Source organism: Vibrio chanodichtyis (assembly GCF_028863985.1).
In the GTDB taxonomy this organism is placed as follows: domain Bacteria; phylum Pseudomonadota; class Gammaproteobacteria; order Enterobacterales; family Vibrionaceae; genus Vibrio; species Vibrio chanodichtyis.
Genome location: NZ_JARBFT010000001.1, coordinates 371,776 through 396,345, shown reverse-complemented (window position 1 = coordinate 396,345; position 24,570 = coordinate 371,776). Strand labels below are relative to the sequence as shown.

Here is a 24,570-nt window from a genome sequence, read left to right as displayed (position 1 = left end):
CCAAGCATCGTTACCTATAGATACCCAAACAACTTGGAGTTGCAGGTAGACTGCAAGCGAGTTCATCCCCATGAGCATAGACAAATTATGTGCTTGAGGTGAACCAACGTAGTCAACACCGCTGCAGTCAACTGAGATAAAAACCTGGCTATTTGTATGGAGAATGTTGCGCTAGATAGTCAGCGGGCAAGCCGCTATAATGCCGCCCTCTTAATCTTGAGGCGGCCATATGCACAGCGAAATCACCCCTATCCACCACTACAAAAAATACTGGGCCGAATGCTTCGGCACCGCGCCATTCTTACCGACCAGTCGTGAGGAAATGGATCAGTTGGGCTGGGATAGCTGTGACATTATCATTGTAACCGGCGATGCTTATGTCGATCATCCTAGCTTTGGCATGGCGATTATCGGCCGTTTATTAGAAGCGCAAGGTTTTCGGGTTGGAATTATTGCTCAGCCACACTGGCAAACCAAAGACGCTTTTATGGCGCTCGGTAAACCGAATCTATTTTTCGGCGTTACGGCGGGCAATATGGACTCGATGATTAACCGCTATACCGCGGATAAAAAAATTCGCCATGACGATGCCTACACACCAAATAATAAAGGCGGTGTGCGCCCAGATCGTTGCTCGCTGGTGTATTCACAACGCTGCCGTGAAGCTTATAAAGATGTACCAATTGTTCTGGGTGGTATTGAAGCCAGTTTGCGCCGTGTCGCCCATTACGACTACTGGTCGGATAAAGTGCGCCGCTCGGTGCTGTTTGATGCTAAAGCCGATATTCTGCTGTTTGGTAACGCAGAACGTGCCTTGATCGAAGTGGCTCACCGGCTAGCCAATGGTGAAACTATTCAACAGATGACCAATGTCCGCGGTACCGCAGTCAATCTGGCTCAAGTGCCAGCCCATTTTAAAATTATCGACTCCACGCGTATTGATCAGCCAAACAAGCCGTTTGTCCCAACCAATCCGTACGAAGTGGAAACCCAATGTGCGACCAAAAATGATGATCAAGCCGCCCAACCGATCACAGTGCGCCCATCTCGCCACGATTGCAAAACCACCGCGGTGCGTCTGCCTTCGTTTGAAAAATTGGTCAATGATCGCATTTTGTACGCCCACGCTAGCCGAGTGCTACATTTAGAAACCAACCCGTATTCGGGACGCGCGCTGGTGCAGCGTCATGGTGACCGTGAACTGTGGGTCAACTCAGCACCGATCCCGCTCACCACCGAAGAGATGGATTACGTGTTTGGTCTGTACTACGCCCGTGTGCCACACCCGAAATATGGTGATGCCAAGATCCCGGCTTACGACATGATCAAAACCTCAGTCAACATTATGCGTGGCTGTTTTGGTGGCTGTTCATTCTGCTCGATCACTGAGCATGAAGGGCGGATTATTCAAAACCGCTCGCAAGAGTCGATCATCAATGAACTCAAAGAGATCCGCGATAAAGTGCCGGGCTTTACTGGGGTGATTTCCGATTTAGGTGGCCCTACGGCTAACATGTATCGCCTTGGCTGTTCGGATCCGAAAGCGGAAGCCAACTGTCGTCGTCCAAGCTGTGTATTCCCAGGCATCTGTCATAAGCTCAATACCGACCATCGACACACCATCGATCTGTATCGTGAAGCTCGTAACGTACAAGGGATTAAGAAAGTGGTGATCGCCTCTGGCGTGCGCTATGACTTAGCGATTGAATCACCGGAGTATGTGCGTGAATTGGTGACCCATCACGTGGGCGGCTATTTGAAGATTGCTCCAGAGCATACCGAGCAAGGCCCACTGAGCATGATGATGAAGCCGGGCATGGGTACCTATGATCGCTTTAAAGAACTGTTTGAAAAATACAGTGCCGAAGCGGGCAAAAAACAGTACCTGATCCCTTACTTCATCGCCGCTCACCCAGGTACCGAAGATGAAGACATGCTCAATTTGGCGCTGTGGCTAAAAGCCAACAACTATCGCTGCGATCAGGTACAAAACTTCTATCCATCGCCAATGTGTAATGCAACCGCAATGTACCATTCGGAAGTCAACCCGCTGAAACGGGTAAAATACAAGAAACCGGAAAAGGTGCCCGTTGCGAAAGGCGAAGCGCAGCGCCGCTTGCATAAAGCACTACTGCGCTACCATGATCCGGCTAACTGGCCACTGCTACGTGAAGCGTTGATTGCCATGGGTAAACGCCATCTGATTGGCGATCGTGCTGAGTGCCTGATCCCAGAAAAAGATAGCGAGCCGCTCACTCCAGCACAAAGCCGCAAATCGGGTCGTCATGGAACCAACCGTTTTGCGACCAAACATACTCAGAGCCAGCCGGGGTTTGATGCGCTACGCGGTAACAAATCCGCAGGCCAAGGTCGTCCAAACAGTGGTAATAAATCCCATCAGGGCAAACCGTCGGGCAATCAAGCCACTGGTAGCAGACCGACAGCGAATAAGCCTGCGGCAAGCAAACCGGCTCGTGGTGAACAAAACCGCGGCCAATCGGGTCAACGGGGTAACGCTACCGGTGGTAAGTCATCGGGTTCTGGTCGCCCTGCGAGTCGTGGCAATACGCAGCGCCAAGCTCCACGTGCTCGTTAGTGCTATTTCATTGCACCTTACCTATTTTACCCTCCCCCATCATGGGGGAGGTCTGTTCAGAACATCGGTACCACTGACAGCAGTAACAAACCCGCCATCGCACCATTAAACCAACGCACATAACGCGGATGATTCATCCAGTAGCTCAACTGCTTACCGGCCGCGGTCCAGAGGCTGACCGAAGGAATATTCACCAAAATAAACACCAGAGCGATCAATCCTAGCTGCAACCAACTCGCGCTTGGGTTAAACACACTGACCGCGGTCAGCGCCATTGACCAACCTTTAGGATTGACCCACTGAAACAACACCGCCGCCACAAATGACATCGGTTGATACTGCTGATCATGCTGACTCGGGCGACTGAGCGCAATTTTGATCGCCAAATAAACCAAATATACCGTACAAGCTACCTGCAACCCTTGTTGCATCAATGGGTAACGCTGAAACAGTTCGGTTAAGCCAACCCCAACCAGTATCACCATAAAACTAAAGCCGAATGTCACTCCGAGCATATGCGGCATGGTGCGCCAAAAGCCCACATTGGCACCAGAGGTCATTAGCATAATATTGTTCGGCCCTGGTGAAATGGTCGAAACCAAAGCAAACGCCACGAGCGGCGCAAATAAAGCGTGATCCATGGTTATCCGGTTAATCAAATTAATATCGAGAAATAATAATCGTATTTTGATGCAATATTGTGCTTATATAAGCAAATAAAATCTTCAACGCACAATAAAACATCATTATGGATCGATTTGACCAAAGAATATTGCACGAGCTACAACAAGATGGCCGTATCTCGAATGTCGAGTTAGCCGAACGGGTCGGGTTATCTCCATCAGCAACGCTAAGACGCGTACAAGATTTGGAACGCAAACAGGTTATTAAAGGTTATCGGGCGATATTGGATAAAACTCAGCTTGAGATCGGTTTTATCGCGTATGTTGCGATTGGTTTAAATAGCCATACCAAGCAATCACAGCTCAGCTTTGAGCAACATATCCGCTTTGCGCAAGAAGTGGTCGAATGCCACAATATCACGGGCAATAACGAATATTTACTGCGCGTCGAAAGCCAAGATTTGCCAGCTTATAAACGCTTTCACGCCGATGTGCTGGGCGAGTGTGCCGTGGTGAAATCGATCACCACTATGGTCGTGATGGATTCACCGAAAGATGAGCGACAATAGACCCTCATCCCTTAACCGCGTTAACTTGAAACAATCACCACCGCCCAAGACAATGGTTTAGAGCTGATAACTAAAACGCCTTCCATTGGGAAGGCGTTTTACTTTCAGTTACCGATCAGTATCGGCTATTCCATCAACTCGCCTGCCAATTGTGCGGCGAATGTCTGCTCAGCTGTTTTGGGCTTTTCAGTTGGTGCAAAACCGCGCAGCCCTACCACATGTACGTGTTCATGATCTTTAAACACTTTACGCACCAGTTTGTAGGTCGTCCCTCGCTCTGGGCTGATGTTCTCTGGCGCCGCAATCAGTAGCTGCATATCCAGCCGCTCACACAGCTCAAACAAGGTAGCGATTGATTTGCCATCCAGACGTGCGGCTTCATCGAGGAATAACAGACGACATGGCACAATATCTTTACTGCGCAAACGCCGTGACTCTTCTTCCCAACTCTGTACCACCATCAACAGAATCGATTGTCCCGTACCAATCGCCTCACCAGTCGACAAGGCGCCAGATTCGGCTTGCAGCCAACCATCCGCACCACGGTTCACTTCCACACTCAATTCGAGGTAATTGCGATAATCGAGCAGCTCTTCACCCAGTACTTGCGGTGAACGTTGCCCCATATCGATGTGTGGATTGACCCGTTGGAACAGTTTCGCCATCGCTTCAGAGAAGGTATAGCGGGCGCTTTCAAACAGATCTTTGTGCTGCGCTTGCTGTTCCGCCAAACCTGTCAGCAGAATTTGGTGACTCTCACGCACTTTCACGTTGAGACGCACCCCATTCACCTGGCCAAAGGCGATATTCGACAGGCCTTGGTTGAGCATGCGGATCCGATTTTGCTCACGCTGAATGGTTTTACGAATAATGCTAGCCACCGAATCAGAGCTGATCGCCAAGCGCTGCTCGCGCTGGGTCAGCTCTTCGGTTAAGCGAGCCAATTCCACTTCCATCTCTTCAATCGCTTCGACCGGATCGTCAGTACGAATGATGTCTTGGCGGATACGCTCACGCAGATGCTGATACACCGCAATGTAGAACAGCACTTTACGTTCAGGACGGCTATTATCTTCCGATAGACGCAGCGCATCACGCAGATCTTGGTTGTTGGCTACCGCCAGACGCAGCGCACCGAGTGATTTATCGGACATCGAGCGCAGCTCATCGGCGGATAAGTAAGCCAGCTCACGCTTATGCAAGCGACGCTCGACATCGTTATCGCGCGCCAAGCGCAAGACCGAGCACCAGCCTGCTTTAGCATTGACCACTAAAGTACGCAGCTCTTGATACTCTTTCTCGCCTTTTTTCATGCGCTTGACCAGCGCTTTCATCTCTAGCTCAGTGGCGGTCATCGTGCGTTCATATTCACTCTTACGGCCGCGCGCGGTGTGTAGCTGCTGTTGCAACTCATCACGGCGCAACTGGGCACGCTCAAGTGCGCGATCATCCGCAAGCACGCCAAACTCTTGCAGCTCTTGTTTGAACTCTTGCACCGTTTCTAATTTGGCTTGATGTGAACTTTTCAGTGATGCCAACAGTTGATGGTATTGACTGAGCTGAGCTTGGCGCTGTTTTAGCTCTTCACGGCTGCGAGTGCGCTGACTTTGTGCCTGAACCAACTTGGCTTTAAGCTGCTCACTCAGCTCACTGCTTTGGTTAAGCAGGGCGACCGAATCGGAATACGCAAAATGGTGGCGACGCTCCAGCAGATCCGCCAGCGCAAAAATTTGCGCTTTAAGCTGCTGCAACGCTTGATCCGCTTGCTGGTATTGTTGCTCCAGCGCATCAAACTGCTCAGGGTCAGCCTCGAGTACTGCCGCCACTTTTTCCAACTCACTGATGGTACGACCATGGGCCGCAATAAAGGCTTTCGCTTCACTCAGTTGTTGCAGTTTTTCTTCCAGCTCTTGATAACGCGCTTCCAGCGTCTGTTCATCAAGCAGACTCATTTGCGGCGCGAGTTGATCCAGCGCCGCTAACGCTTGTTTGCTCGCTTGCAATTGGCTACGTAGTTGTTGCTCTTGCGCATCAAACTCACTGATCGAACGCAGCCGCTGGTTACGCTGCTCACGCGCACTGAGCAAGGCTTGCTCAGGATCCGCATCAAACGCGACAGGCAAATGGGTAGCCACAAATTGGTTAAAGCTGGCGTACAGACGTTGCAGTTTTTGCGAATCAAACGCCGCTTTAGCATGCTCTTCCACCACTTGATCGCGCTCTTCACGCAGCAACTCTAAGCGTTGCTCGCGAGCGGCACGCCCAAACAGTGGGATAGCTGGTAGGCGGGAATAGCGAATTTGGCGCTGATTAAGCTGCACGCACACCGCGCCTTCCAGCTCTTGTGCGTTAAATGAACTGTCATCAAACGCATCCACATCACCTTCAATCAGGTACAGATCTTCTGGACAATCATCCAGCTCGATCAATTTTTCTTTGATGCCAGCCAGATCGGAGACCACAATCGCGTGCCGTGCAGGGCCGTACATGGCGCTGAAATACGGCGCATCATCAATCGCAATGTCATCGTAGATTTCTGACAGCAACACACCGCCTAGCGTATCCGCCAGCCCTTTCAGACGGGGATCGTTAGAGCCACCGGGAGAAGCTAAACGCTCAATTTCGTTATCCAGTTTAGTGCGCTGCTCGGCCAGCTTATCTTTGGCCTGTGATTGAACTTTTTCTCGCTCTAGCACTTGCTGCATATGCGCCATCACCGAGTGGCTATCGGCCAGTTCAGCGCCGGTTTGCTCACGCAATGTTTGTAGCGCATCACTGGCTTTGATCCACGCTGGGGCGATCGACTCACAACGGGCAATTTGTGTTTGCAATTCTTGCGCTTGATGGCGTAACTGGCCACGCTGTTCACGGCAGTTTTCCTGCGCACTTTCCAGCTCTTCCAACTGTGCCGTGTGGCGCTCACGCTCTAACTCAACGCTCGCGGCATCATCCAACGCCACGTGATGTTGCTGATGATATTGGCTAGCCAGAGTCAGCACGTTACGCTGCTGCTCAAGCTGACGCGCCACATCACGTTGCTGCGCTTGCCACTGGCTCTCGTTATGCAGCGTATGCTCGGCATCCCGTGCTTGACGTAGCAATTGTTGAGCTTGATTGGCAGCGTCACTGCGCGCCACCTCACCTTGCACACGCGTCACCAGTTCAAATGCATGGTTGAACTGCTGCGCCGCCGCCGCGGACATATCCAGCTTGTGTTTGAGTGCCAAGAGCTCGCTGGTGCGCGTTTCCTGCTCCGCTTTCAACTGAGCGGCTAACGCCTGTGCACTTTGCGCAGTCAGCTCTGGCTTGCCGAGTAAAGCGCGCGCTTTATCGAGCGCTTGCACGGCTTGTTGATATTGCAAAGCGCGCGTTTGCTGCACATCAAGCGCTTGCTGATAATCGGCCAGTTGTGATTTAAGGCTATCAACTTCCTCTTCGGTGATCGTGGCCTGCTCTTCTGCCATCATCACCTGTTGATCCGCCTCTTCGACCACCATCAATTGCTCTTCAAGGCGGAAGCTCAGCTCTTCAAGATCATCTTGATAACGCTCAATTTTTTCTTGCTGACGCAGGGCATTTTGCACCAACTGCAAGTGATCAGATGCGCCTTGGTGATCTTGCTCTAACGCGGTTTCTTGCTCCAGCAACAGAGCTAATTCTTGATGAACACGGTTCAGCAACTGGTTTTGTTCAATCAAGGTGCTCCGTGAAGCAAACAGTTCACTACGCAGTGCCAAAGTTTGCCCCACTTTATGGTGTCGATCATTGGCGTGGCGCATGTAGTCAGCGGCCACATAGTGGGTCGATTCAGTGATCAGGTGTTTGAACAGATCGCGATCCGCTTGCGTGGTTTTGATCGCTTCCAGCGTCATGCGGTTTTCACGTAGCGCCGATTCCATATCTTGGAAGGCTTTTTTCACGCCACCATTTTGCGGCAGCAGGTAATCTCGTAGTGAGCGAGTGATCGCACTGGAAATACCGCCATAAAGCGACGCTTCAATCAAACGGTAGAATTTTGAACGATCTGAGCTATTGCGCAGTTTTTTCGGGATCACGCCAAATTCAAACATCTGTGCGTGGTAGTCAACAATCGACGGGAAAGATTTGCAGTGCGCGCCTTCAATCTGGCTGACCGCCTCTTTCACTTCATTGATTTGACGAACCCGCGCGTGCTTATCCGACACGGTTTCAATCAAGATATCGGTCGGCTTGATATGGCTTGGCAAGCCTTGGATCAAGAACGGCTTGATATCGACTTTCTTATCACGTCCAGCCACTTGTTGTAGCTTGACCGCAAACAGTAGCCGTTGGTTACGTGAGTTGACCACATCCAGCGCAGCGTAACACGCGCCGGCTTGCAGTTTGCCGTACAAGCCTTTATCACGTGAGGCGTGTGAGCTACCCGCTTCGGTAGTGTTACGGAAATGGAGCAGGCTTTGGTCTGGGATCAAAGCGGTAATAAACGCCGCCATGGTGGTCGACTTACCGGCACCGTTACCACCCGATAAGGTGGTCACTAAATTATCAATGTCAAAAGTACGTGCAAAGAAGCCGTTCCAGTTGATCATGGTTAGCGATTGATATTTACCTCGTTCAATCATGCTTCATCTTCCCACTCGGTTTGCTCTTCATCGTACTCGCTGGCTGCATGGTACTCACTGGCTGAGTTGTACTCATTGACTGAATGATGCAGCAGGCTTTGTTGGCTCGGCTCTGGAGTATGCACCACCGCTTCACCATCACGGATCAGGCGCAGCTGCGCCTCACGCACATCACCACCCAAACGCACGTCTGCACCAAAACGAAATACTGCTTCAGTAATGCGAAATTTGGCCGTATCACCAATGGTGATCACCATGCCAAGGCGACGTAAACGACGCAGCGAAGTGCGCACTTTTTCAAATAATTTTTCACGGTCCAGATCTGAGCCGCTGGCACGGTTGGTGACCAGCTTCATTAATTTCTTCTCTTCCACCAGCGTCAACAGCTCATCGTACAACTCTTGGTTGGTGAAAATGCCTTCATGGGCCAAACGCTCGGGGCTCAAATACAGAAAACACAGCACTTTACCGACCAGCATATCCAGCTCAGACAGTACACTGCGGTTAATCAGCGAGCTTGAACGAGGACGCAGGTAGAAAAAGCCTTCTGGCGCGCGCACCAGTTCAGTGTGATAACGTTGGTAAAACAGCGCTAAATCCAGCTCAAAATCAGACAAAAATGCGTGATTATCCAGATCATCACTGGCCACATGCCGCCCCGCACGCAACAAACTATCGAGTGCTGGAAACAGCGGATTGGCGATCGCTTTGGCCAGATTCTCTGGCATGTATTGATTAATATCGGTCGATGACATTCGCTTGTACCTTTGCGCCAAAATCGTTAATCGCTGTCCAGTTCGGCTGGATAGCGCGGTAATCAGACTCGGAGTAACCGAGCCTCACCGCTTGGTCGACAACCATTCGGGCTAAATCAAAATGATGAGTGCGTGGATGACTGGCTAAGTAGTCGCGAAGTACCTGGGCTAAATCCAGCGCGCTGCCCTGCTCTTTATGCACTTTCAGCATATGGCTAATTCGCTCAGCCAATTCGTCATTCACTTGTTGCAGTGGTTGGTATTCCACCTCGGTAGGCACTTGGCCGGTGACTTCATCATCACGTAGCGCCAGAGTCTCATCACGCAGATCCGATAAACGTTCGGCCTCAGCGTAAGTGAGGTACCAAGGCTGTTCAAAATAGTCGCTCAACGATTGACGCAGGCGCTGGCTAAACGCCCGATTCTGATCCATGTCAATCGCGGTACGAATAAACTTATGCACGTGGCGGTCGTAGCCGATCCAAAGATCGATCGCCTGCTGTCCCCAACTGGTAATCCGATCGAGCTTCATCTGCAACGCAAACAGCGTCTCTTCGATAAAGTCCAATTCCAAATTGCCATACACGCACTCTTGGAGATCAAGAATTTGGGTTTGCAACTCATCGCCCGCCGCTTGCAGAGTATCTTGCAGCTCTCGCAACGTCGCCGAGGTTTCCGACAGCAAGGCTTCACAGTTGTTGATCGCATCGCGCCAATCTTTATTTAACAGCTCGGCGATCTGCTGTTTGACCGACTGTTGCTGCTCATCCATCACTCGCTGGTTGAGATCGATGCGGTCAAAAATTTCACTGACCGAATATTTGAGCACCCCAAACACGTTTTTGCGCCAGTGTGCCGCATTGCCGCCCTGCTGCGCCGATTGCAACGCTTTGGCCATTTCATCGGCCACCATCGAGAGCTGGATCGATAACTTGAGTTTGGAAAATTGACGATGCCGCACGTAGTAATCGGAGATACCGATCGCTAAAGGCGTTAACCGATACAGGCTCGCGCCTTCGGTCATTTCGCTGGTAAAGCGGCTCAGTAGTCGCTGCTTAACCAGATCATTAATCGCATTATTGGCTCGAAAAGCAGAAGCTTCGCCCGACTCTGCAAACATGCGTGTGACTATCGCAAATGCATCGTGCAGTTCCCCTTCGCCGAGCTCTTCATCAAATCTTTCGTTACCGAGCACCGCTATCGCCAGCAAAAATGCCAAGCGCTCAGTCGGTAGATTCAATGAGAAGTCATACTGTTTGACCCAACTGACCAATTCGTCGATCGGTTTTTGCACAGTATCCTGAGTAAACTCACTCATTGTATTTCCTGTTCTTGTTTTTTCTGAGCCCATACATGAATGTATCGGCCCAATGAGAGGTAAGGCTCCTGACGGCAGAATTTGCGCTCCAGTGCGAGCAAATCCTCATACTGATATTCGCCCATGTTTTTCATGTTGCCGATGTAATCACTGAAACAGCGAATACCGGATTTTCCGCAGATCTCAAACCCCGCCTGTTCGATCCATTGGTAGACCTCTTCAGGGCGTAAGCCTTGCTGCGGTTGTAATTTGAATCGTTTACGGTGTGGCATATCTTCTAGCACGTGTGGAATGTTGCCACACACCGCATTCTTGTAAACTAAACCGTGATAGTTGTAAAACATCACCGATGCCATACCACCGGGTTTAACTTGTGCCAACACGTTTTGTAACGCAGGCTTAGGATCGGCCAGCCACTCCATCACCGCATGAAATAACAACACATCAACCGGTTCGCTAAGATGCTGTTGAATGGTCTGCACCGATGAGTGAACCAACCGATACTGCTCACGCAGGCCTTGGTTGGCAATCTCTTGCTCAGCCAATTGCAACATTTGTGAAGAAAGATCACATAAAGTGACGTGATGACCAAGCCGAGCGATTTTTTGCGAAAGTTGCGCCAAGCCTCCCCCTGCATCCAATATGTGCAAAGGTGCATTTGATGCATTGAATTGAGCGAGTAATTGCTGCAAATCTTCCCAAACAATGACTTGGCGGATCTCGCCTTTGTCAGAGCCGTAAATATTTTTTGCAAATTTGTGGGCAATATTGTCGAAATTACGGTCTTCAGTCACAGTAGCTTGAGTTATGATAATCCATCGTGCCCGCTATTCTGTCACAGGAATAGCAGGAATAAAGAGGCTTCGACTCTTTTTATATTCAAGTGCTGTTTTTTCGGACTGTTTTCACTATGTTTGAGCTGAAAAAAATTTTTTCTTCGCTGTTGATGCCATTGCCAGCGCTGCTGATCCTTGGTTTTCTCGGCTTGATGCTGATCATGTTCACTGCCAAACGCAAAACTGGCTGTCTGGTGGTTTTATTCTCACTCTCTGGATTGTTTCTGGTCTCCTTTCAACCGGTTGCCACTCGTTTATTAATGCCACTTGAGCGCGCTTACACCGCCTTTTTACCGGTCGAAGGCTCGCTCGATTACATAATGGTGCTCGGCAATGGTCATGTTGTGGATGATGATATACCACCGACCTCGGAACTCACTCGCGCGGCATTAATGCGCTTAAGTGAAGGTATTCGTATTTACCGCATGTACCCAGGTTCCAAATTAATTCTCTCCGGCTATGCCGGCGGCAGTGAAGTCAGCCACGCGCGGATGATGGCGCGAGTCGCCCTCGCGCTTGGCGTACCCAAATCCGATATTATTTTGCTGGAAACCGCCAAAGATACCTGGGAAGAAGCGCGCCAAGCAGCGGCATTTGTGCAGCAAAAGCGTATGGTATTAGTAACATCGGCCAGCCACATGAAACGCGCCATGCGCGAATTTCAATCAGCAGGTCTAACCCCGATTGCGGCACCGACCAATTACTTAGGTCATCTGAATATTATTCAGCCTTGGGACAAGTACATTCCAAAATCACGCTATCTTGAACAAACTGAGCTATTTTGGTACGAAAGCTTAGGGCTACTGTGGCAAACGCTACGCGATAGCGTGGTGGGTGATGCCAGTCCTGCACCTGAAACGAAACCGGTCAATGTCACGCTGGCCGATTAACCACCGGTTATGCCTTAGTCTGTTCGACTCGCAACAGCGATAGTGCACATTCGCTATCCTGTTGCGATTGCGGATTGATTTAAGGTACAAGGTCAATAAGCTATCACTGCTAGACCTATCAATTCAGAAATAAGTTACCGTTTGATGAATGAATTTGATTGCAGTTGCTGGCGGCGCAGTCTAAAATTCACCCGCAAATGATAAAACCAATATGATTGTAAACCGCTGTTTTTCGGCGGTTTTTGTATTTTATTACTTTAGGCATCATGATTGTTACGCCCAAGATACGTTATGTGTGGTGACTCGCACTCCAAGTATCATAGCTTGCTCAATCTCGCCTTACCTGCTGATTTAATTCACCAATAACATTCGCTGACATCAGCAGTCATCGATAGGAACACTCTATGGCTACGATAAAAGATGTGGCGCGCCTTGCTGGTGTGTCAACCACCACCGTTTCCCACGTGATCAACAAAACTCGCTTTGTGGCAGAAACCACCCAAGAAAAAGTGATGGAAGCGGTGCAACAACTTAACTACGCACCAAGTGCTGTGGCACGCAGTTTAAAGTGTAATACCACACGCACGATCGGCATGTTAGTGACTCAATCGACCAATCTCTTCTTCTCTGAAGTGATCGATGGGGTGGAAAGCTACTGTTACCGCCAAGGTTATACCTTGATCCTATGTAACACTGGCGGCATTTATGAAAAACAGCGAGATTACATTCGGATGCTCGCCGAAAAGCGGGTCGATGGTATTTTGGTGATGTGCTCTGATCTCACCCAAGAACTACAAGCCATGCTGGATGTGCATAAAGACATTCCGAAAGTGATCATGGACTGGGGGCCTGAAACTTCCAATGCGGATAAGATCATTGATAACTCAGAAGAAGGTGGCTATCTGGCGACCAAGTATCTGATTGAGCACGGACACCGCGACATTGCTTGCTTAAGTGGTCATTTCATCAAGGCGGCCTGCCAAGAGCGTATTCAAGGTTTTCGCCGCGCAATGGCAGAGGCCAATTTACCCATCAATCAAGATTGGATTTTAGAAGGCAACTTTGAGTGTGATACTGCGGTGCTAGCGGCCGATAAGATCATCGCGATGGATAAACGCCCCAGTGCTGTATTTTGCTTTAATGACACGATGGCGTTAGGTCTCATCAGTCGCTTACAGCAAAAAGGGATCCGCGTGCCAGAAGATATGTCGGTGATTGGCTACGACAATATTGAATTGGCCGAGTATTTCTCGCCGCCATTAACCACGGTGCACCAACCGAAACGCCGCGTAGGTAAAAATGCGTTCGAAATCTTACTGGAACGGATTAAAGATAAAGAGCATGAACGGCGAATTTTTGAAATGCATCCTGAAATTGTCGAACGGGATACCGTAAAAGACTTGACAAAATCCTAACTTACTTGAAAATTCACACCATCTATATTTGAAAGCTTGTCACATAAATCTGACAAACCTCATATAGAAAGAGCAGGATTAGTTCCGCGCATTCTCATAATTGAAACATTAAACTGTGAGAATGCGCTAAGAATGACTGATTTTTATCAGGAAGAATGTCACGCACAGGGCAAACCATTTGAAAGAGTGGGACGCAAAGCCTCCGGCCTAAACCAACAACTTGGTAGGTAGCGGGGTTGCCGATGGCAAAAATGCATACAGGCTGTTGACTGATTATTGACACCTTGGCTGCATGTTTTTGCTAATTTTCTCGGGCCTGATTTGGTGGCGTAGGTAACAATACTCCGAGACTAACAGCATGGATAAACCAGTATTAAAAGATTCAATGCGGCTCTTTGAGCAGCTAGGACGTGTGAAATCTCGTTCAATGTTTGGTGGCTTTGGTATTTTTGTCGACGATACAATGTTTGCACTTGTGGTCAACGATACGCTGCACATCCGTGCCGATGAAGCCTCGATTGAAAAATTCAAACAACAAGGTTATGCCCCATACGTTTACAAAAAACGTGGCTTCCCTGTCGTGACCAAGTATTACGCTCTGCCTGACAATTGCTGGAGTGATCCGGCCTCAATTTTAACCGAAGCTCATACCGCGCTTGGCGTTGCCAAAGCAGAGCGTAAAATGCAAGCCCAAACCAAACCTGACCGTTTAAAAGATCTGCCTAACCTGCGTTTAGCGACCGAAAGAATGCTCAAGAAAGCCGGCATTGAAACGGTCGCCTCTCTCCAATCCAACGGCTCTGTCGCTGCCTATAAAGCCATTCAGCGTACTCATACTGCCGAGGTGAGCTTAGAGTTGCTGTGGGCCTTAGAAGGCGCAATTGAAGGTAAACACTGGTCGGTGATCCCACAGCAGCGCCGTGATGAGCTGTTAAGCCATCTCTAGATTAGTGTGATGATAACACTCACCGCGTCAAGCACAGAGTTCGCGACATAAATACCCAACCCGCGCCAATCATGGCGCGGGTTTTTTATTGCTCAATCACTCATCGGTATACCGGCCGCCGTTATCGTGATCAGCTAGGGCTAAATGCCGCGCTTAACGGATCTGACGCTGAATAAACTCGATTGAATGCTGATTGAACAGCTCCGGCTGCTCAACATTACACACATGCCCACAATTGGGGATCTCGTACAGCTCACTTTGTGTGTGCAGCGCCACCATCTCTTTAACCGGATGAATGAACATGTAATCTTTCTCACCCATCAGATATAAGGTGGGGATTGGCAATTCACGGTCACGGAAATAACGCATCAAAGGATTAACTTCAGCGGTTAAAGTGAACCAACGTTTAAACTCTTTTTGACACAGTTTTTGCGCTTCACGAATAAATAGATGACGTGACTCTTTTTGGCTACGCTGTGGCATCACAACGTAAGCAAACAGTCGATATAACCACATGTAAGGGATGATATGTTTGCTCCAATGCCCAAGCTTAACCAGCACTTGTGAACGAGTATTGAGCCGCGTGACTGCCCCACCCAGCACCATTGAGTTAACACGATGAGTGGCCAGCTCAGCCAGATTGCGCACTATGATGGTTCCGAGCGACATACCAACAAAATGCGCCGACTGAATTTTCAGGTGATCAAGCACGCGCAATACATCCAGTGTCACACTTTTGAAAGTGTAACGATTGGCAATCCAGCCTTTCAGTAAGGGATTCGATTTTCCGTGCCCACGCAAGTCAATCAACAATAAATTGAAATGCTGACGATAAGCTTTAATTTGCTTAAACCAGATCGCAGAGCTGCCCCCTGCGCCATGCACAAAAACCACCCACTCATGACTGGTAGGATGGTGATACGTTTTATGAAATAGCACTTTTTCGGCAATCGTCGTCATTGGCACCTCTTTATAATGCAGGCCAAGACTAGCATAATCTGCGAGCTGGGCATCAGGCGAGTTGTAAGAAACTGTTGTCTCAGCATAAAAAACTAAAGCATTAAAAAATCAAGGCACTAAACAGTGCCTTGGAAGGTAGTACCTTGCGAGTTTTCCAATTTCAGTTAACCAAATCGCGCTAACTGATACATCTTGATATAGTCTTGAGCTGATACTTGCCAACTGAAGTTTTGCAGCATCGCACGTTGTTGCACTTTGCTCATCTCTGCTGGTTGCTGCAAATAAAACAGCAATGCCCGCTGCATAGTAATTAGCAAAGCTTCCGCTGTCGGCTCTTGATAACTAAAACCAGTCGCCTGCTCTGGGAATTTATCGTAATCGTTGACCGTATCTTTTAACCCACCGACTTCTCGTACAATCGGCAGCGTGCCATAAGCCATACTGTAGATCTGATTCAGTCCACAAGCCTCAAACTCTGAAGGCATTAAGAAAAAATCAGAGCCAGCTTCAACCCAGTGCGCTAAACGTTCACTATAAGTTTCAACAAAAGCCAATTGATCTCGATGTTGATGCGCCAACTTACTCAGCCGAGCGGCAACCTCTGGCTCGCCAGTCCCAACGATGACCACTTGGACACGGTTACGCAAAAAAGGCTCTAAAATGGGTAACAGGTAGTGAAAGCCCTTTTGGTGGGTAAGTCGACACACCATACCAAATAGAGGCACATCGCTCACCGGTAAATGCAGCTCAGCTTGTAAGGCTTGTTTACACAAAGCCTTACCTTGGCGCATTGAATCAGGATCTTCACTATAAGTTACCGGTAGATAGTGATCGTTACGAGGGTTCCATTCACGATAATCGCAACCATTGACTATGCCATGTAAATCGCGCGCTCGGCGTACAAAATCATCCACTAATCCATGCGCTCCCAGCGAAGTTAACAACTCAGAGGCATAATTGGGGCTAACCGCATTAATCTTATCCGCAAAGGCAATTCCGGCACGCAGCATGCTGACGTGGTCATAGCCATATTGTAAAAACTCCATTCCCGATAAATTTAACTCAGGAATAATTTCCAACTGATGATAAGAAAAAATCCCTTTGAACATGGCATTGTGTATTGTCAGCACACTTTTGACCCGCTCAAAAAAGGGGTCATAGCGATAACGGGTTTTCAGCAAGAACGGAACTAAGCCGGTATGCCAATCATTAGCGTGAATAATATCCGGCTGGATGCCTAACTTAGGCAATACATCCAAACACGCGGCACAGAAAAAACCAAACCGTTCACCGTTATCGGCGTACGCCTGATTACTCTCCGCATACAACGCTGGGCGGTCAAAATAAGCGGGACAATCGAATAAATAGACCGGGATACCTTCCACATCACATTTCAGCACTCGATATTGAGTATGCGGCCAATGGGTGAGCTCAGTGTCCAGCACCAGCTCTGCATCTTCCCGGCCCGGCACTGCGCGATAAGCAGGCAGCGCAATGGCCACCTGCTGATGTAACGCTTTCAACGCCTGTGGTAATGCTTTCGCGACATCGGCCAAGCCACCACTTTTTACCAGCCCCTGTACTTCTGAAACGGTAAACCAAACGTTGAGCTGTTCCATTCTAAAATCCTACCTTACTGCCTTTTTCAATCACCACTATCCCCTCATCGGAAACGTGGAAGCGTTTTCTATCCAATTCCAAATCTTCACCAATAATGGTTCCGGGGGCAATTTCGACATTCTTATCGATAATCGCGCGCTTAATCATACATCCCGCGCCAATTTTTACATCACCCAAGATCACCGATTCACTAATCAAAGAGCCAGCGGCTATATTACAGCGAAAGCCGAGTACCGATTTGTAAATCGTCGCACCTTGGATATAGCAACCTCCCGAAAGCAAGCTGTCGGTTACTTTATTTTTCTTCTCGTTGACATCCACCAAGGTGACAGGCGGTAGTGGTGGATAATAAGTATGCAATGGCCAATGACGGTTATACAAAGAGAAAGAGGGATCTTTGTCGAGCAGATCCATATGCGCTGACCAATAAGACTCAATGGTACCCACATCACGCCAATAGGCCGACCCTTTCTCCCCTTTAATTTTGTTGGTGGTAAAATCGTACACGTACACTTGTCCACACGGGAACATTTTAGGGATGATATCTTTACCAAAATCATGACTCGAATGGGGATCCTCGGCATCATCACGCAATTCTTTACTTAAGGTATCCGCTTCAAAGATGTAGTTGCCCATTGAAACCAATGCCCACTCAGGCTCGCCTGGGATCGATTTCGGCTGGCTAGGTTTTTCCTCAAAGCCGATCATTTTGCCATTTTGATCAACTTCAATCACGCCAAACTGAGATGCTTGGCTGATTGGCATGCGCAGTGCGGAGACCGTCAGCTCAGCCCCCATCCGACGATGAAAATCGAGCATTTGGCGAATATCCATTTTGTAGATATGGTCTGAGCCAAAAATACAAACTTGATCCGGTGACACAATTTCCACAAAACGTAAGTTCTGATAAATCGCATCCGCCGTTCCTTCGTACCAACGTTTACCATCACGCATCTGCGCAGGAATAATATCGATAAAACGATCGGTGATCCCAGAGAGGTTCCAGCCTTTTTTCATATGAATGTAAAGAGATTGCGATTTAAACTGAGTTAATACATAAATCCGCATTAAATCCGCATTTACAAAATTGTTTAATGCAAAGTCAATTAAGCGATAGCTACCACCAAAAGGAACTGCCGGTTTGGTACGGGTTTCTGTCAACGGTTTCAACCGTGACCCTTCACCGCCCGCCAAAATCATGCCTAATACTCCAGCCATATGCCATTCTCCATTTTTATATTATTTACCGCACCACAAAATAATCTTTACTTTGGGGGGATGGTGCGGAGCTCCATGCTAACCAACTGTCAGTTAATCAGTACAACTATCAAGATATTGAACAACAATGCAATCGGTTGATTATAAGTTATCGAATTTATCGCCGAATACCAATCAATTTTTAATCATTTGCGTACTAAAAATGAGCAATAGCAACGATAAAAATCAAATTGAAAAATCTTTCACATTTGGGAGACCAAGCGTTGCGCAAAGTAACGCGATAACAGGTTAAATAACCTCAAATTGAGTCGTGTCTTTTATAGTAAGGAGCCGTTGCGTGTAAGACTAAATCTTAAGTCACACTCCCGTAAGTTAATTGCAAAAAGGTTAACGAAATGTGAACAACAACGAAGTAAATTAGCGGTGAGAATCAAAAACGAAGCAAGGCAGCTAAGCTGCCTTGTAATTAGAAAGAAAATATCTGTTAAATTTTTACAATTTAAAACTATTTGGAATTTTTACGCTTATCGGTAACCAACCATTTACCATCTTGGTAGACAGCCAACCAACCGGAGGGTTTACCATCCGTTTCAGTACGCACATAGTGCTCTTTCTCTTTACGGGAGAAACGCACGACCGCAGCTAAACCATCAGGATCATGAGTTGGAGCCGTGGTTAGATACTGATACTTTTCGGGTAAACGTTCAGCAAAACGTTTGAGCTCTTCGACTAATGGAGCGCGTGTTTCACGCGATTTCGGGAAATTGCTCGCGGCCAAAAATAGACCAGATGCGCCATCACGTAGCACAAAATAGGCATCCGAGTTAGCACATGGCAATTCAGGGAAATGCACCGGATCTTCTTTTGGTGGTGCCACTTCACCATTTTTCAGAATCTTGCGCGTATTTTTACACGTTTCGTTAGTACAACCCATGTACTTACCAAAACGACCATTTTTCAACACCATGTCTGAGCTGCACTTATCGCACTCAACCATTGGCCCTTCATAGCCTTTAACTTTGAACTCACCTTGCTCAACGATAAAACCTTCACAGTTGGGGTTGTTACCACAAACGTGCAGCTTACGCTTATCGTCAATCAGATAGCCATCCATCGCGGTTTCACAAATTGGGCAACGTTTTTTGGCACGCAGTGCCGCCGTTTCAACATCTTCTTCTAAGACATTGATAATACCCTCTTCATCACCCAAGTTGATGGTGGTTTTACAACGTTCTTTGGGCGGTAATGCATAACCTGAGCAACCTAAAAACACCCCTGTCGATGCAGTTCGGATCCCCATTGGCCGCGCACAGGTCGGGCACAAGATATTGGTCATCACAATATGATTCGGTTTCATACCACCGACATTTTCATCTTGCTCGGCCGTGGTTAAATCGCGACTGAAATCAGCAAAAAACTCATCCAATACCGCGGTCCAATTGACATCACCTTCGGCAATCTGGTCGAGTTTTTCTTCCATCCGCGCAGTAAAATCGTAGTTCATCAAATCATCAAAGCTTTCGTCTAAGCGATCGGTCACGATTTCGCCCATTTTCTCGGCGAAGAAACGACGCTGCTCAACTTTGACATAGCCACGATCTTGAATGGTGGAGATGATCGAAGCATAGGTTGATGGACGGCCAATGCCGCGCTTTTCAAGCTCTTTGACCAATGCCGCTTCAGTAAAACGTGCCGGTGGCTTAGTAAAGTGCTGTTTAGGATCGAGGCTGACTAATTGCAGGTGCTCACCCACTTTCACCGCCGGTAAAATCTGATCTTCGTTCTTGCCAAGTGGACGCTGCACACGCGTCCAACCATCAAATTTTAGAATTCGCCCTTTGGCTTTAAGCGTATATTCTGCCGCTTTCACACTCACAGTGGTTGAATCGTATTGTGCAGGGGTCATTTGACAAGCCACAAATTGATTCCAAATCAGAGCGTATAGCTTATGGGCATCGGCTTCCATCCCTTGCAGATGCTCGGCAGTCACCGTGACATCCGAAGGACGGATCGCTTCGTGTGCCTCTTGCGCATTTTGCTTGCTGCCATACACATTCGGCTGACTTGGTAAATAAGCTTCGCCATACTGTTGGGTGATGTAATCACGCAGGTTGGCGACCGCTTCTGCACTCAAATTGGTAGAGTCAGTACGCATATAAGTGATGTAGCCTGCTTCATACAAGCGCTGAGCGAGCATCATGGTTTTTTTCACCCCATAGCCCAAGCGCGTACTCGCGGCTTGCTGCAAGGTTGAGGTAATAAAAGGTGCGCTCGGTTTGCTTGAGGTTGGCTTGTCTTCACGCTTGCACACTTCAAACTGTGCTTGGCTAAGCGTGGCCACCGCAGCCAATGCTTCGCTTTGGTTAATCGGTTTAAACGCGAGATTATCTTTTTGTGCCACCAGCAGTCGGAAATCTTGCTGCTCACCGGTTAAAGTATCAGCGTTGATATCCCAAAACTCTTCTGGCACAAACGCTTTAATTTCACGTTCTCGCTCAACCAATAACTTTACCGCGACGGATTGAACCCGACCGGCAGAAAGACCTCTCGCCACTTTTTTCCACAGCAACGGCGAGACCATAAAGCCCACCACGCGGTCCATAAAGCGACGCGCTTGCTGAGCGTTAACTCCATCCATATTCAATTCGCCCGGCTGTTTAAACGCCTGTTGAATCGCATTTTGGGTGATTTCGTTAAACACGACCCGTTTGTATCGCTTCTCATCGCCACCGATGATCTCACGCAGGTGCCAAGCGATGGCTTCTCCTTCGCGGTCCAAGTCGGTTGCGAGGTAAACGCTGTCTGCGTCTTTGGCGAGTTTTTGCAGCTCAGCGACCACTTTCTCTTTGCCGGGCAGAATTTGATAGTTGGCATCCCATCCGTGATAGGGATCAATCCCCATCTTTTTGATCAGCGCTGAGCGTTCTTTGTCACGCTTTTGCTGCTCTTTATCCTCAGCGGTTGAGAGTTTTTTAGTCGAGCTAGCCGCTTTCGCGGTCGTAGTAGTTTGTCCAGCAGTAGGCAGATCACGTACGTGCCCCACACTGGATTTTACGATAAAGTCTTTACCAAGATACTTATTAATAGTTTTAGCCTTGGCTGGTGACTCGACGATAACGAGTGATTTACCCATATTGACTCAATTGTCCTTCATCATTGGGCGATATATAAATCGCATGACGTTCTAAAATGTAATTCTTTTTTTACTATCGAGCCAGATAACCAGAAGATCAACTGGTTTTTTCTAAAAGCTTTTTATTTGCTCGACAAATCGACGAAATGTTGTTCCGCGCGCAAAAACGCGTCCATACTAAAGTGAAGCTCACTGTGCCGCGACCCCTGTGCGGTTAACACCGCGAAAAAAACCGCGAACTATGCCATAACTCACACTTTGGTCGTCCAAGCTCAGTCTTTTTCGACTGACGATACCCCATCAGCCCTTTACTTTTATCCCTTAGCTTTTAATTCTTAGCCTTTAATACTTTACTTTTAACCCTTGCCCTTATGCCAGTATACTGGCGCTTTTTAAGCGTAAGGAACTATCACCATGAGCAATAAACAACCGATCACCGAATTTGACCTATTACTGATCGCCAATCACATAATTCAAAATCATGAACATTACCTTGACGGAATGCGTGCAACGCAAGTAGAGGAAAAAGAAGGCGTGTTAGTGTTTAAAGGCGAATATTTCCTCACTGACCAAGGTCTGCCCAGCGTGAAAACCACCGCGGTATTTAATATGTTCAAATACCTCGCCCATCAACTGTCGCCACAATTTACCTTGCAAAAATTGACCCAGCAAAAATGATCAAAGCCTCGTTATGAGGCTTTGATCATCATCGATGATATCGAGATCAGTGCAACGCTAGCTCTTGTGACTTAATTGCGCCAATTTTTCAAAATAATCTGGGAAGGTTTTAGAGGTGCATTTAGGATCATTAATCGTAACCGGTGTATCACTCAAGGCGAGCAGTGAGAAGCACATCGCCATTCGATGATCATCGTAAGTATCGATCGCCGCATGGGTTAACTTAGCCGGCGGCGTGATCACAATAAAATCGTCCCCCTCTTCAACCTGTGCGCCGACTTTACGCAGCTCAGTCGCCATCGCTGCTAGACGATCGGTCTCTTTGACTCGCCAGTTATACACATTGCGGATCGCCGTGGTACCTTTAGCAAACAGTGCGGTGGTCGCAATGGTCATCGCGGCATCCGGGATATGATTGAAATCAAGATCCACCGCATTAAGCTGCCCACGCCGTGCCATCACGTAATCTTCGCCCCACTCAATCTGCGCGCCCATTTGCTCTAACGCATCGGCAAATTGAATGTCACCCTGAATGCTGTTTTTACCAATCCCCGTTACCTTGACTTCACCACCTTTGATGGCTGCCGCAGCCAGGAAATAAGAGGCGGAAGAGGCATCCCCCTCCACTAAAAAGTCACCGGGCGCAACATAAGATTGCCCAGCGGGGATCACAAATTGTTGGTAATCATGGTTAATCACCTGCACCCCAAATTGCTCCATAATGTGCAGTGTAATGTCGATGTAAGGCTTAGACACCAACTCACCCATAATGTCGATAGTGACTTTGCCTTGCGCAAGCGGAGCGGCCATTAAAAATGCGGTCAAAAACTGGCTAGAGATGGAACCATCGATCGACACCGTACCGGCTTGCAAACCGGTACCCTGAATGCGCAGTGGCGGGAAATTTTCCTGCTCCAAATACTCAATTTGTGCTCCAGCCTGACGCAGCGCATCCACCAAATGGCCAATCGGGCGCTCCTTCATGCGAGGTTCACCAGTCAATACAAATTGACCTTGTCCCAAACAGAGCGCCGCAGCCAAAGGACGCATCGCAGTACCTGCATTGCCTAGAAACAGTTCTAATGGCTGAGCGCAAGTAAAGGCTTGACCCAAACCTTGAACTTCACAAGTGGTTTTATCAGCGGAAAGACGATAATTCACCCCTAGTTGAGTCAATGCATTAAGCATATGGCGAATATCATCGCTATCGAGCAAATTGGTCAAACGGGTGGTGCCAGAAGCTAATGCGGCCAGTAATAGCGCGCGATTTGACACGCTTTTCGAGCCGGGAAGATTCACTTCCCCAGAGATGAGAGGTATTGGTTGTAGAGTCAAGCTTTCCATTAGATGTTGTGTTTCCTTGCGTCGCTGAAAGTCCTGTAGCTGACCATCCTGTAATGGAAAGTCCTGTAGCTATGGGTTGCCGCGAAAATTTTTCGTCTCCGCAGACTAACCAAATTCCCGCGCCCGCGCTAGCCTTAATCTGATCCGGTGTGAATATTTATTTCCCTTTATGCATAAGATACTGTTACGTGGTGATGACCAAGCCAGCTGATTGGCAAATACCTTAAAAATCATTAAGATCGGCTGGTTATAAGCTCACATGTTCACATTACGGATTGGCTCCAGAGCACTGGTGCAGCCAATTTATTGCCAGCACTGATAAGGTAAACCCACACAATGGCTATTTATCTCGCTGAATTAAGCGCGGACGATTGGAGGTTTCCGTCTCCATTTGATGCTTTAGAAGATCCTAACGGACTGCTGGCGTTTGGCGGAGATCTCAATCCGCAGCGAATTTTAGCTGCCTATCATAATGGTATTTTTCCTTGGTACGGCCCTGAAGATCCTATTTTATGGTGGAGCCCTGCACCACGAGCGGTATTTAACCCTAGCCAGTTTCGTCCAGCCAAAAGCGTGCAGAAGTATCAACGCCAATTGCAATATCGAGTTAGCCTCAACCAAGCTACGCCGCAAGTGATCGAGCAGTGCGCGTTAACTCGTCCGGCCGATCAGCGCTGGCTGAATGCGCAGATGCGTGCCGCCTATACTGAGCTGGCACAGCAAGGTCACTGCCACTCGGTTGAAGTGTGGCAAGGTGAGCAACTAGTCGGCGGATTGTATGGAATTGCCGTTGGGCAACTGTTTTGTGGCGAATCGATGTTTAGCCTCGCGAGCAATGCTTCCAAAATTGCACTGTGGTATTTTTGCGACCATTTTTCACGCCACCAAGGACAACTGATTGATTGCCAAGTGATGAATCCACATTTGCAATCGCTAGGAGCGACGACCCTCACCCGTGACCAGTTTATTCAGACCTTACTTGAGGTTAGAGATCAGCCGCTTTGCTCAGGTTGCTTTACCCCACAGTGGCTCGCCTCTCCCATCTTACCGAGTACGGTTAAGGATTAA

General features: G+C 48.4%; 17 protein-coding genes and 1 riboswitch. Of the genes, 7 read left to right on the top strand and 10 right to left on the bottom strand.

Features of this window, described 5'->3' with window-relative positions; translation table 11 throughout:
* Positions 1 to 229: 229 nt before the first annotated feature.
* On the top strand, positions 230 to 2,596 hold the full coding sequence (locus PUN32_RS01645; protein WP_274721466.1) for a YgiQ family radical SAM protein: 2,367 nt from the start codon (positions 230 to 232) through the stop codon (positions 2,594 to 2,596).
* 56 nt (positions 2,597 to 2,652) lie between these two features.
* Here the strand turns inward: PUN32_RS01645 and PUN32_RS01640 are convergent, their stop codons facing one another.
* Entirely contained in the window at positions 2,653 to 3,237 is a 585-nt protein-coding gene (locus PUN32_RS01640; protein ID WP_274721465.1) for a LysE family translocator, read from the bottom strand.
* A 107-nt stretch (positions 3,238 to 3,344) separates the two neighbouring features.
* On the opposite strand from PUN32_RS01640, the gene PUN32_RS01635 reads away from it, so the two are divergent.
* Positions 3,345 to 3,788, top strand: coding sequence for an Lrp/AsnC family transcriptional regulator (locus PUN32_RS01635; RefSeq protein ID WP_274721464.1), 444 nt, complete (start codon positions 3,345 to 3,347; stop codon positions 3,786 to 3,788).
* 125 nt (positions 3,789 to 3,913) lie between these two features.
* Here PUN32_RS01635 and mukB read toward each other — a convergent pair whose 3' ends face one another.
* Genes mukB through cmoM form a run of 4 tightly spaced genes read right to left on the bottom strand, consistent with a single transcriptional unit; the run spans position 3,914 to position 11,256 of the window.
* Complete coding sequence (mukB, locus tag PUN32_RS01630; RefSeq protein WP_274721463.1) at positions 3,914 to 8,389, bottom strand: chromosome partition protein MukB; 4,476 nt, start codon at positions 8,387 to 8,389, stop codon at positions 3,914 to 3,916.
* Positions 8,386 to 9,144, bottom strand: a complete 759-nt coding sequence (gene mukE / locus PUN32_RS01625) for a chromosome partition protein MukE (protein WP_274721462.1) — start codon at positions 9,142 to 9,144, stop codon at positions 8,386 to 8,388. Before mukE ends, mukB begins: the two co-directional genes overlap by 4 nt.
* Positions 9,125 to 10,462, bottom strand: a complete 1,338-nt coding sequence (gene mukF / locus PUN32_RS01620) for a chromosome partition protein MukF (protein WP_274721461.1) — start codon at positions 10,460 to 10,462, stop codon at positions 9,125 to 9,127. The genes mukE and mukF overlap by 20 nt, the downstream gene beginning before the upstream one ends.
* Entirely contained in the window at positions 10,459 to 11,256 is a 798-nt protein-coding gene (cmoM, locus tag PUN32_RS01615) for a tRNA uridine 5-oxyacetic acid(34) methyltransferase CmoM (protein WP_274721460.1), read from the bottom strand. The genes mukF and cmoM overlap by 4 nt, the downstream gene beginning before the upstream one ends.
* Before the next feature lie 116 nt (positions 11,257 to 11,372).
* On the opposite strand from cmoM, the gene elyC reads away from it, so the two are divergent.
* The 3 genes from elyC to PUN32_RS01600 all read left to right on the top strand — a co-directional run bounded on the left by elyC (position 11,373) and on the right by PUN32_RS01600 (position 14,549).
* On the top strand, positions 11,373 to 12,188 hold the full coding sequence (elyC, locus tag PUN32_RS01610; RefSeq protein WP_274721459.1) for an envelope biogenesis factor ElyC: 816 nt from the start codon (positions 11,373 to 11,375) through the stop codon (positions 12,186 to 12,188).
* A 404-nt stretch (positions 12,189 to 12,592) separates the two neighbouring features.
* Positions 12,593 to 13,603, top strand: a complete 1,011-nt coding sequence (gene purR, locus PUN32_RS01605) for an HTH-type transcriptional repressor PurR (protein ID WP_166014846.1) — start codon at positions 12,593 to 12,595, stop codon at positions 13,601 to 13,603.
* Positions 13,604 to 13,761: 158 nt separating this feature from the next.
* Positions 13,762 to 13,847: riboswitch (cyclic di-GMP riboswitch) on the top strand.
* Between the two features lie 114 nt (positions 13,848 to 13,961).
* A complete protein-coding gene (locus PUN32_RS01600) occupies positions 13,962 to 14,549 on the top strand; it encodes a TfoX/Sxy family DNA transformation protein (RefSeq protein ID WP_274721458.1) in 588 nt (195 codons plus the stop codon).
* Between the two features lie 153 nt (positions 14,550 to 14,702).
* Here PUN32_RS01600 and PUN32_RS01595 read toward each other — a convergent pair whose 3' ends face one another.
* From PUN32_RS01595 to topA, 4 genes are all read right to left on the bottom strand, one after another.
* Positions 14,703 to 15,509 carry an alpha/beta fold hydrolase gene (locus PUN32_RS01595; protein ID WP_274721457.1) on the bottom strand — a complete coding sequence of 269 codons (807 nt, stop codon included), beginning with the start codon at positions 15,507 to 15,509 and terminating at the stop codon, positions 14,703 to 14,705.
* 164 nt (positions 15,510 to 15,673) lie between these two features.
* Positions 15,674 to 17,128 (bottom strand): glycogen synthase GlgA, encoded by a 1,455-nt coding sequence (gene glgA, locus PUN32_RS01590; protein ID WP_274721456.1) that lies wholly within the window; start codon positions 17,126 to 17,128, stop codon positions 15,674 to 15,676.
* Between the two features lies 1 nt (position 17,129).
* Positions 17,130 to 18,347: a glucose-1-phosphate adenylyltransferase gene (glgC, locus tag PUN32_RS01585; RefSeq protein WP_274721455.1), complete on the bottom strand. Its 1,218-nt coding sequence runs from the start codon at positions 18,345 to 18,347 to the stop codon at positions 17,130 to 17,132.
* A 505-nt stretch (positions 18,348 to 18,852) separates the two neighbouring features.
* Positions 18,853 to 21,480 carry a type I DNA topoisomerase gene (gene topA, locus PUN32_RS01580; RefSeq protein WP_274721454.1) on the bottom strand — a complete coding sequence of 876 codons (2,628 nt, stop codon included), beginning with the start codon at positions 21,478 to 21,480 and terminating at the stop codon, positions 18,853 to 18,855.
* A gap of 414 nt (positions 21,481 to 21,894) precedes the next feature.
* On the opposite strand from topA, the gene PUN32_RS01575 reads away from it, so the two are divergent.
* Positions 21,895 to 22,158: a YciN family protein gene (locus PUN32_RS01575; protein ID WP_274721453.1), complete on the top strand. Its 264-nt coding sequence runs from the start codon at positions 21,895 to 21,897 to the stop codon at positions 22,156 to 22,158.
* 57 nt (positions 22,159 to 22,215) lie between these two features.
* Here the strand turns inward: PUN32_RS01575 and aroA are convergent, their stop codons facing one another.
* The gene (gene aroA, locus PUN32_RS01570; RefSeq protein WP_274721452.1) at positions 22,216 to 23,502 is read right to left on the bottom strand and encodes a 3-phosphoshikimate 1-carboxyvinyltransferase; all 1,287 of its coding nucleotides are present in this window, start codon (positions 23,500 to 23,502) and stop codon (positions 22,216 to 22,218) included.
* A 336-nt stretch (positions 23,503 to 23,838) separates the two neighbouring features.
* Here aroA and aat point away from each other — a divergent pair, with 336 nt between their 5' ends.
* Positions 23,839 to 24,570: a leucyl/phenylalanyl-tRNA--protein transferase gene (gene aat, locus PUN32_RS01565; RefSeq protein ID WP_274721451.1), complete on the top strand. Its 732-nt coding sequence runs from the start codon at positions 23,839 to 23,841 to the stop codon at positions 24,568 to 24,570.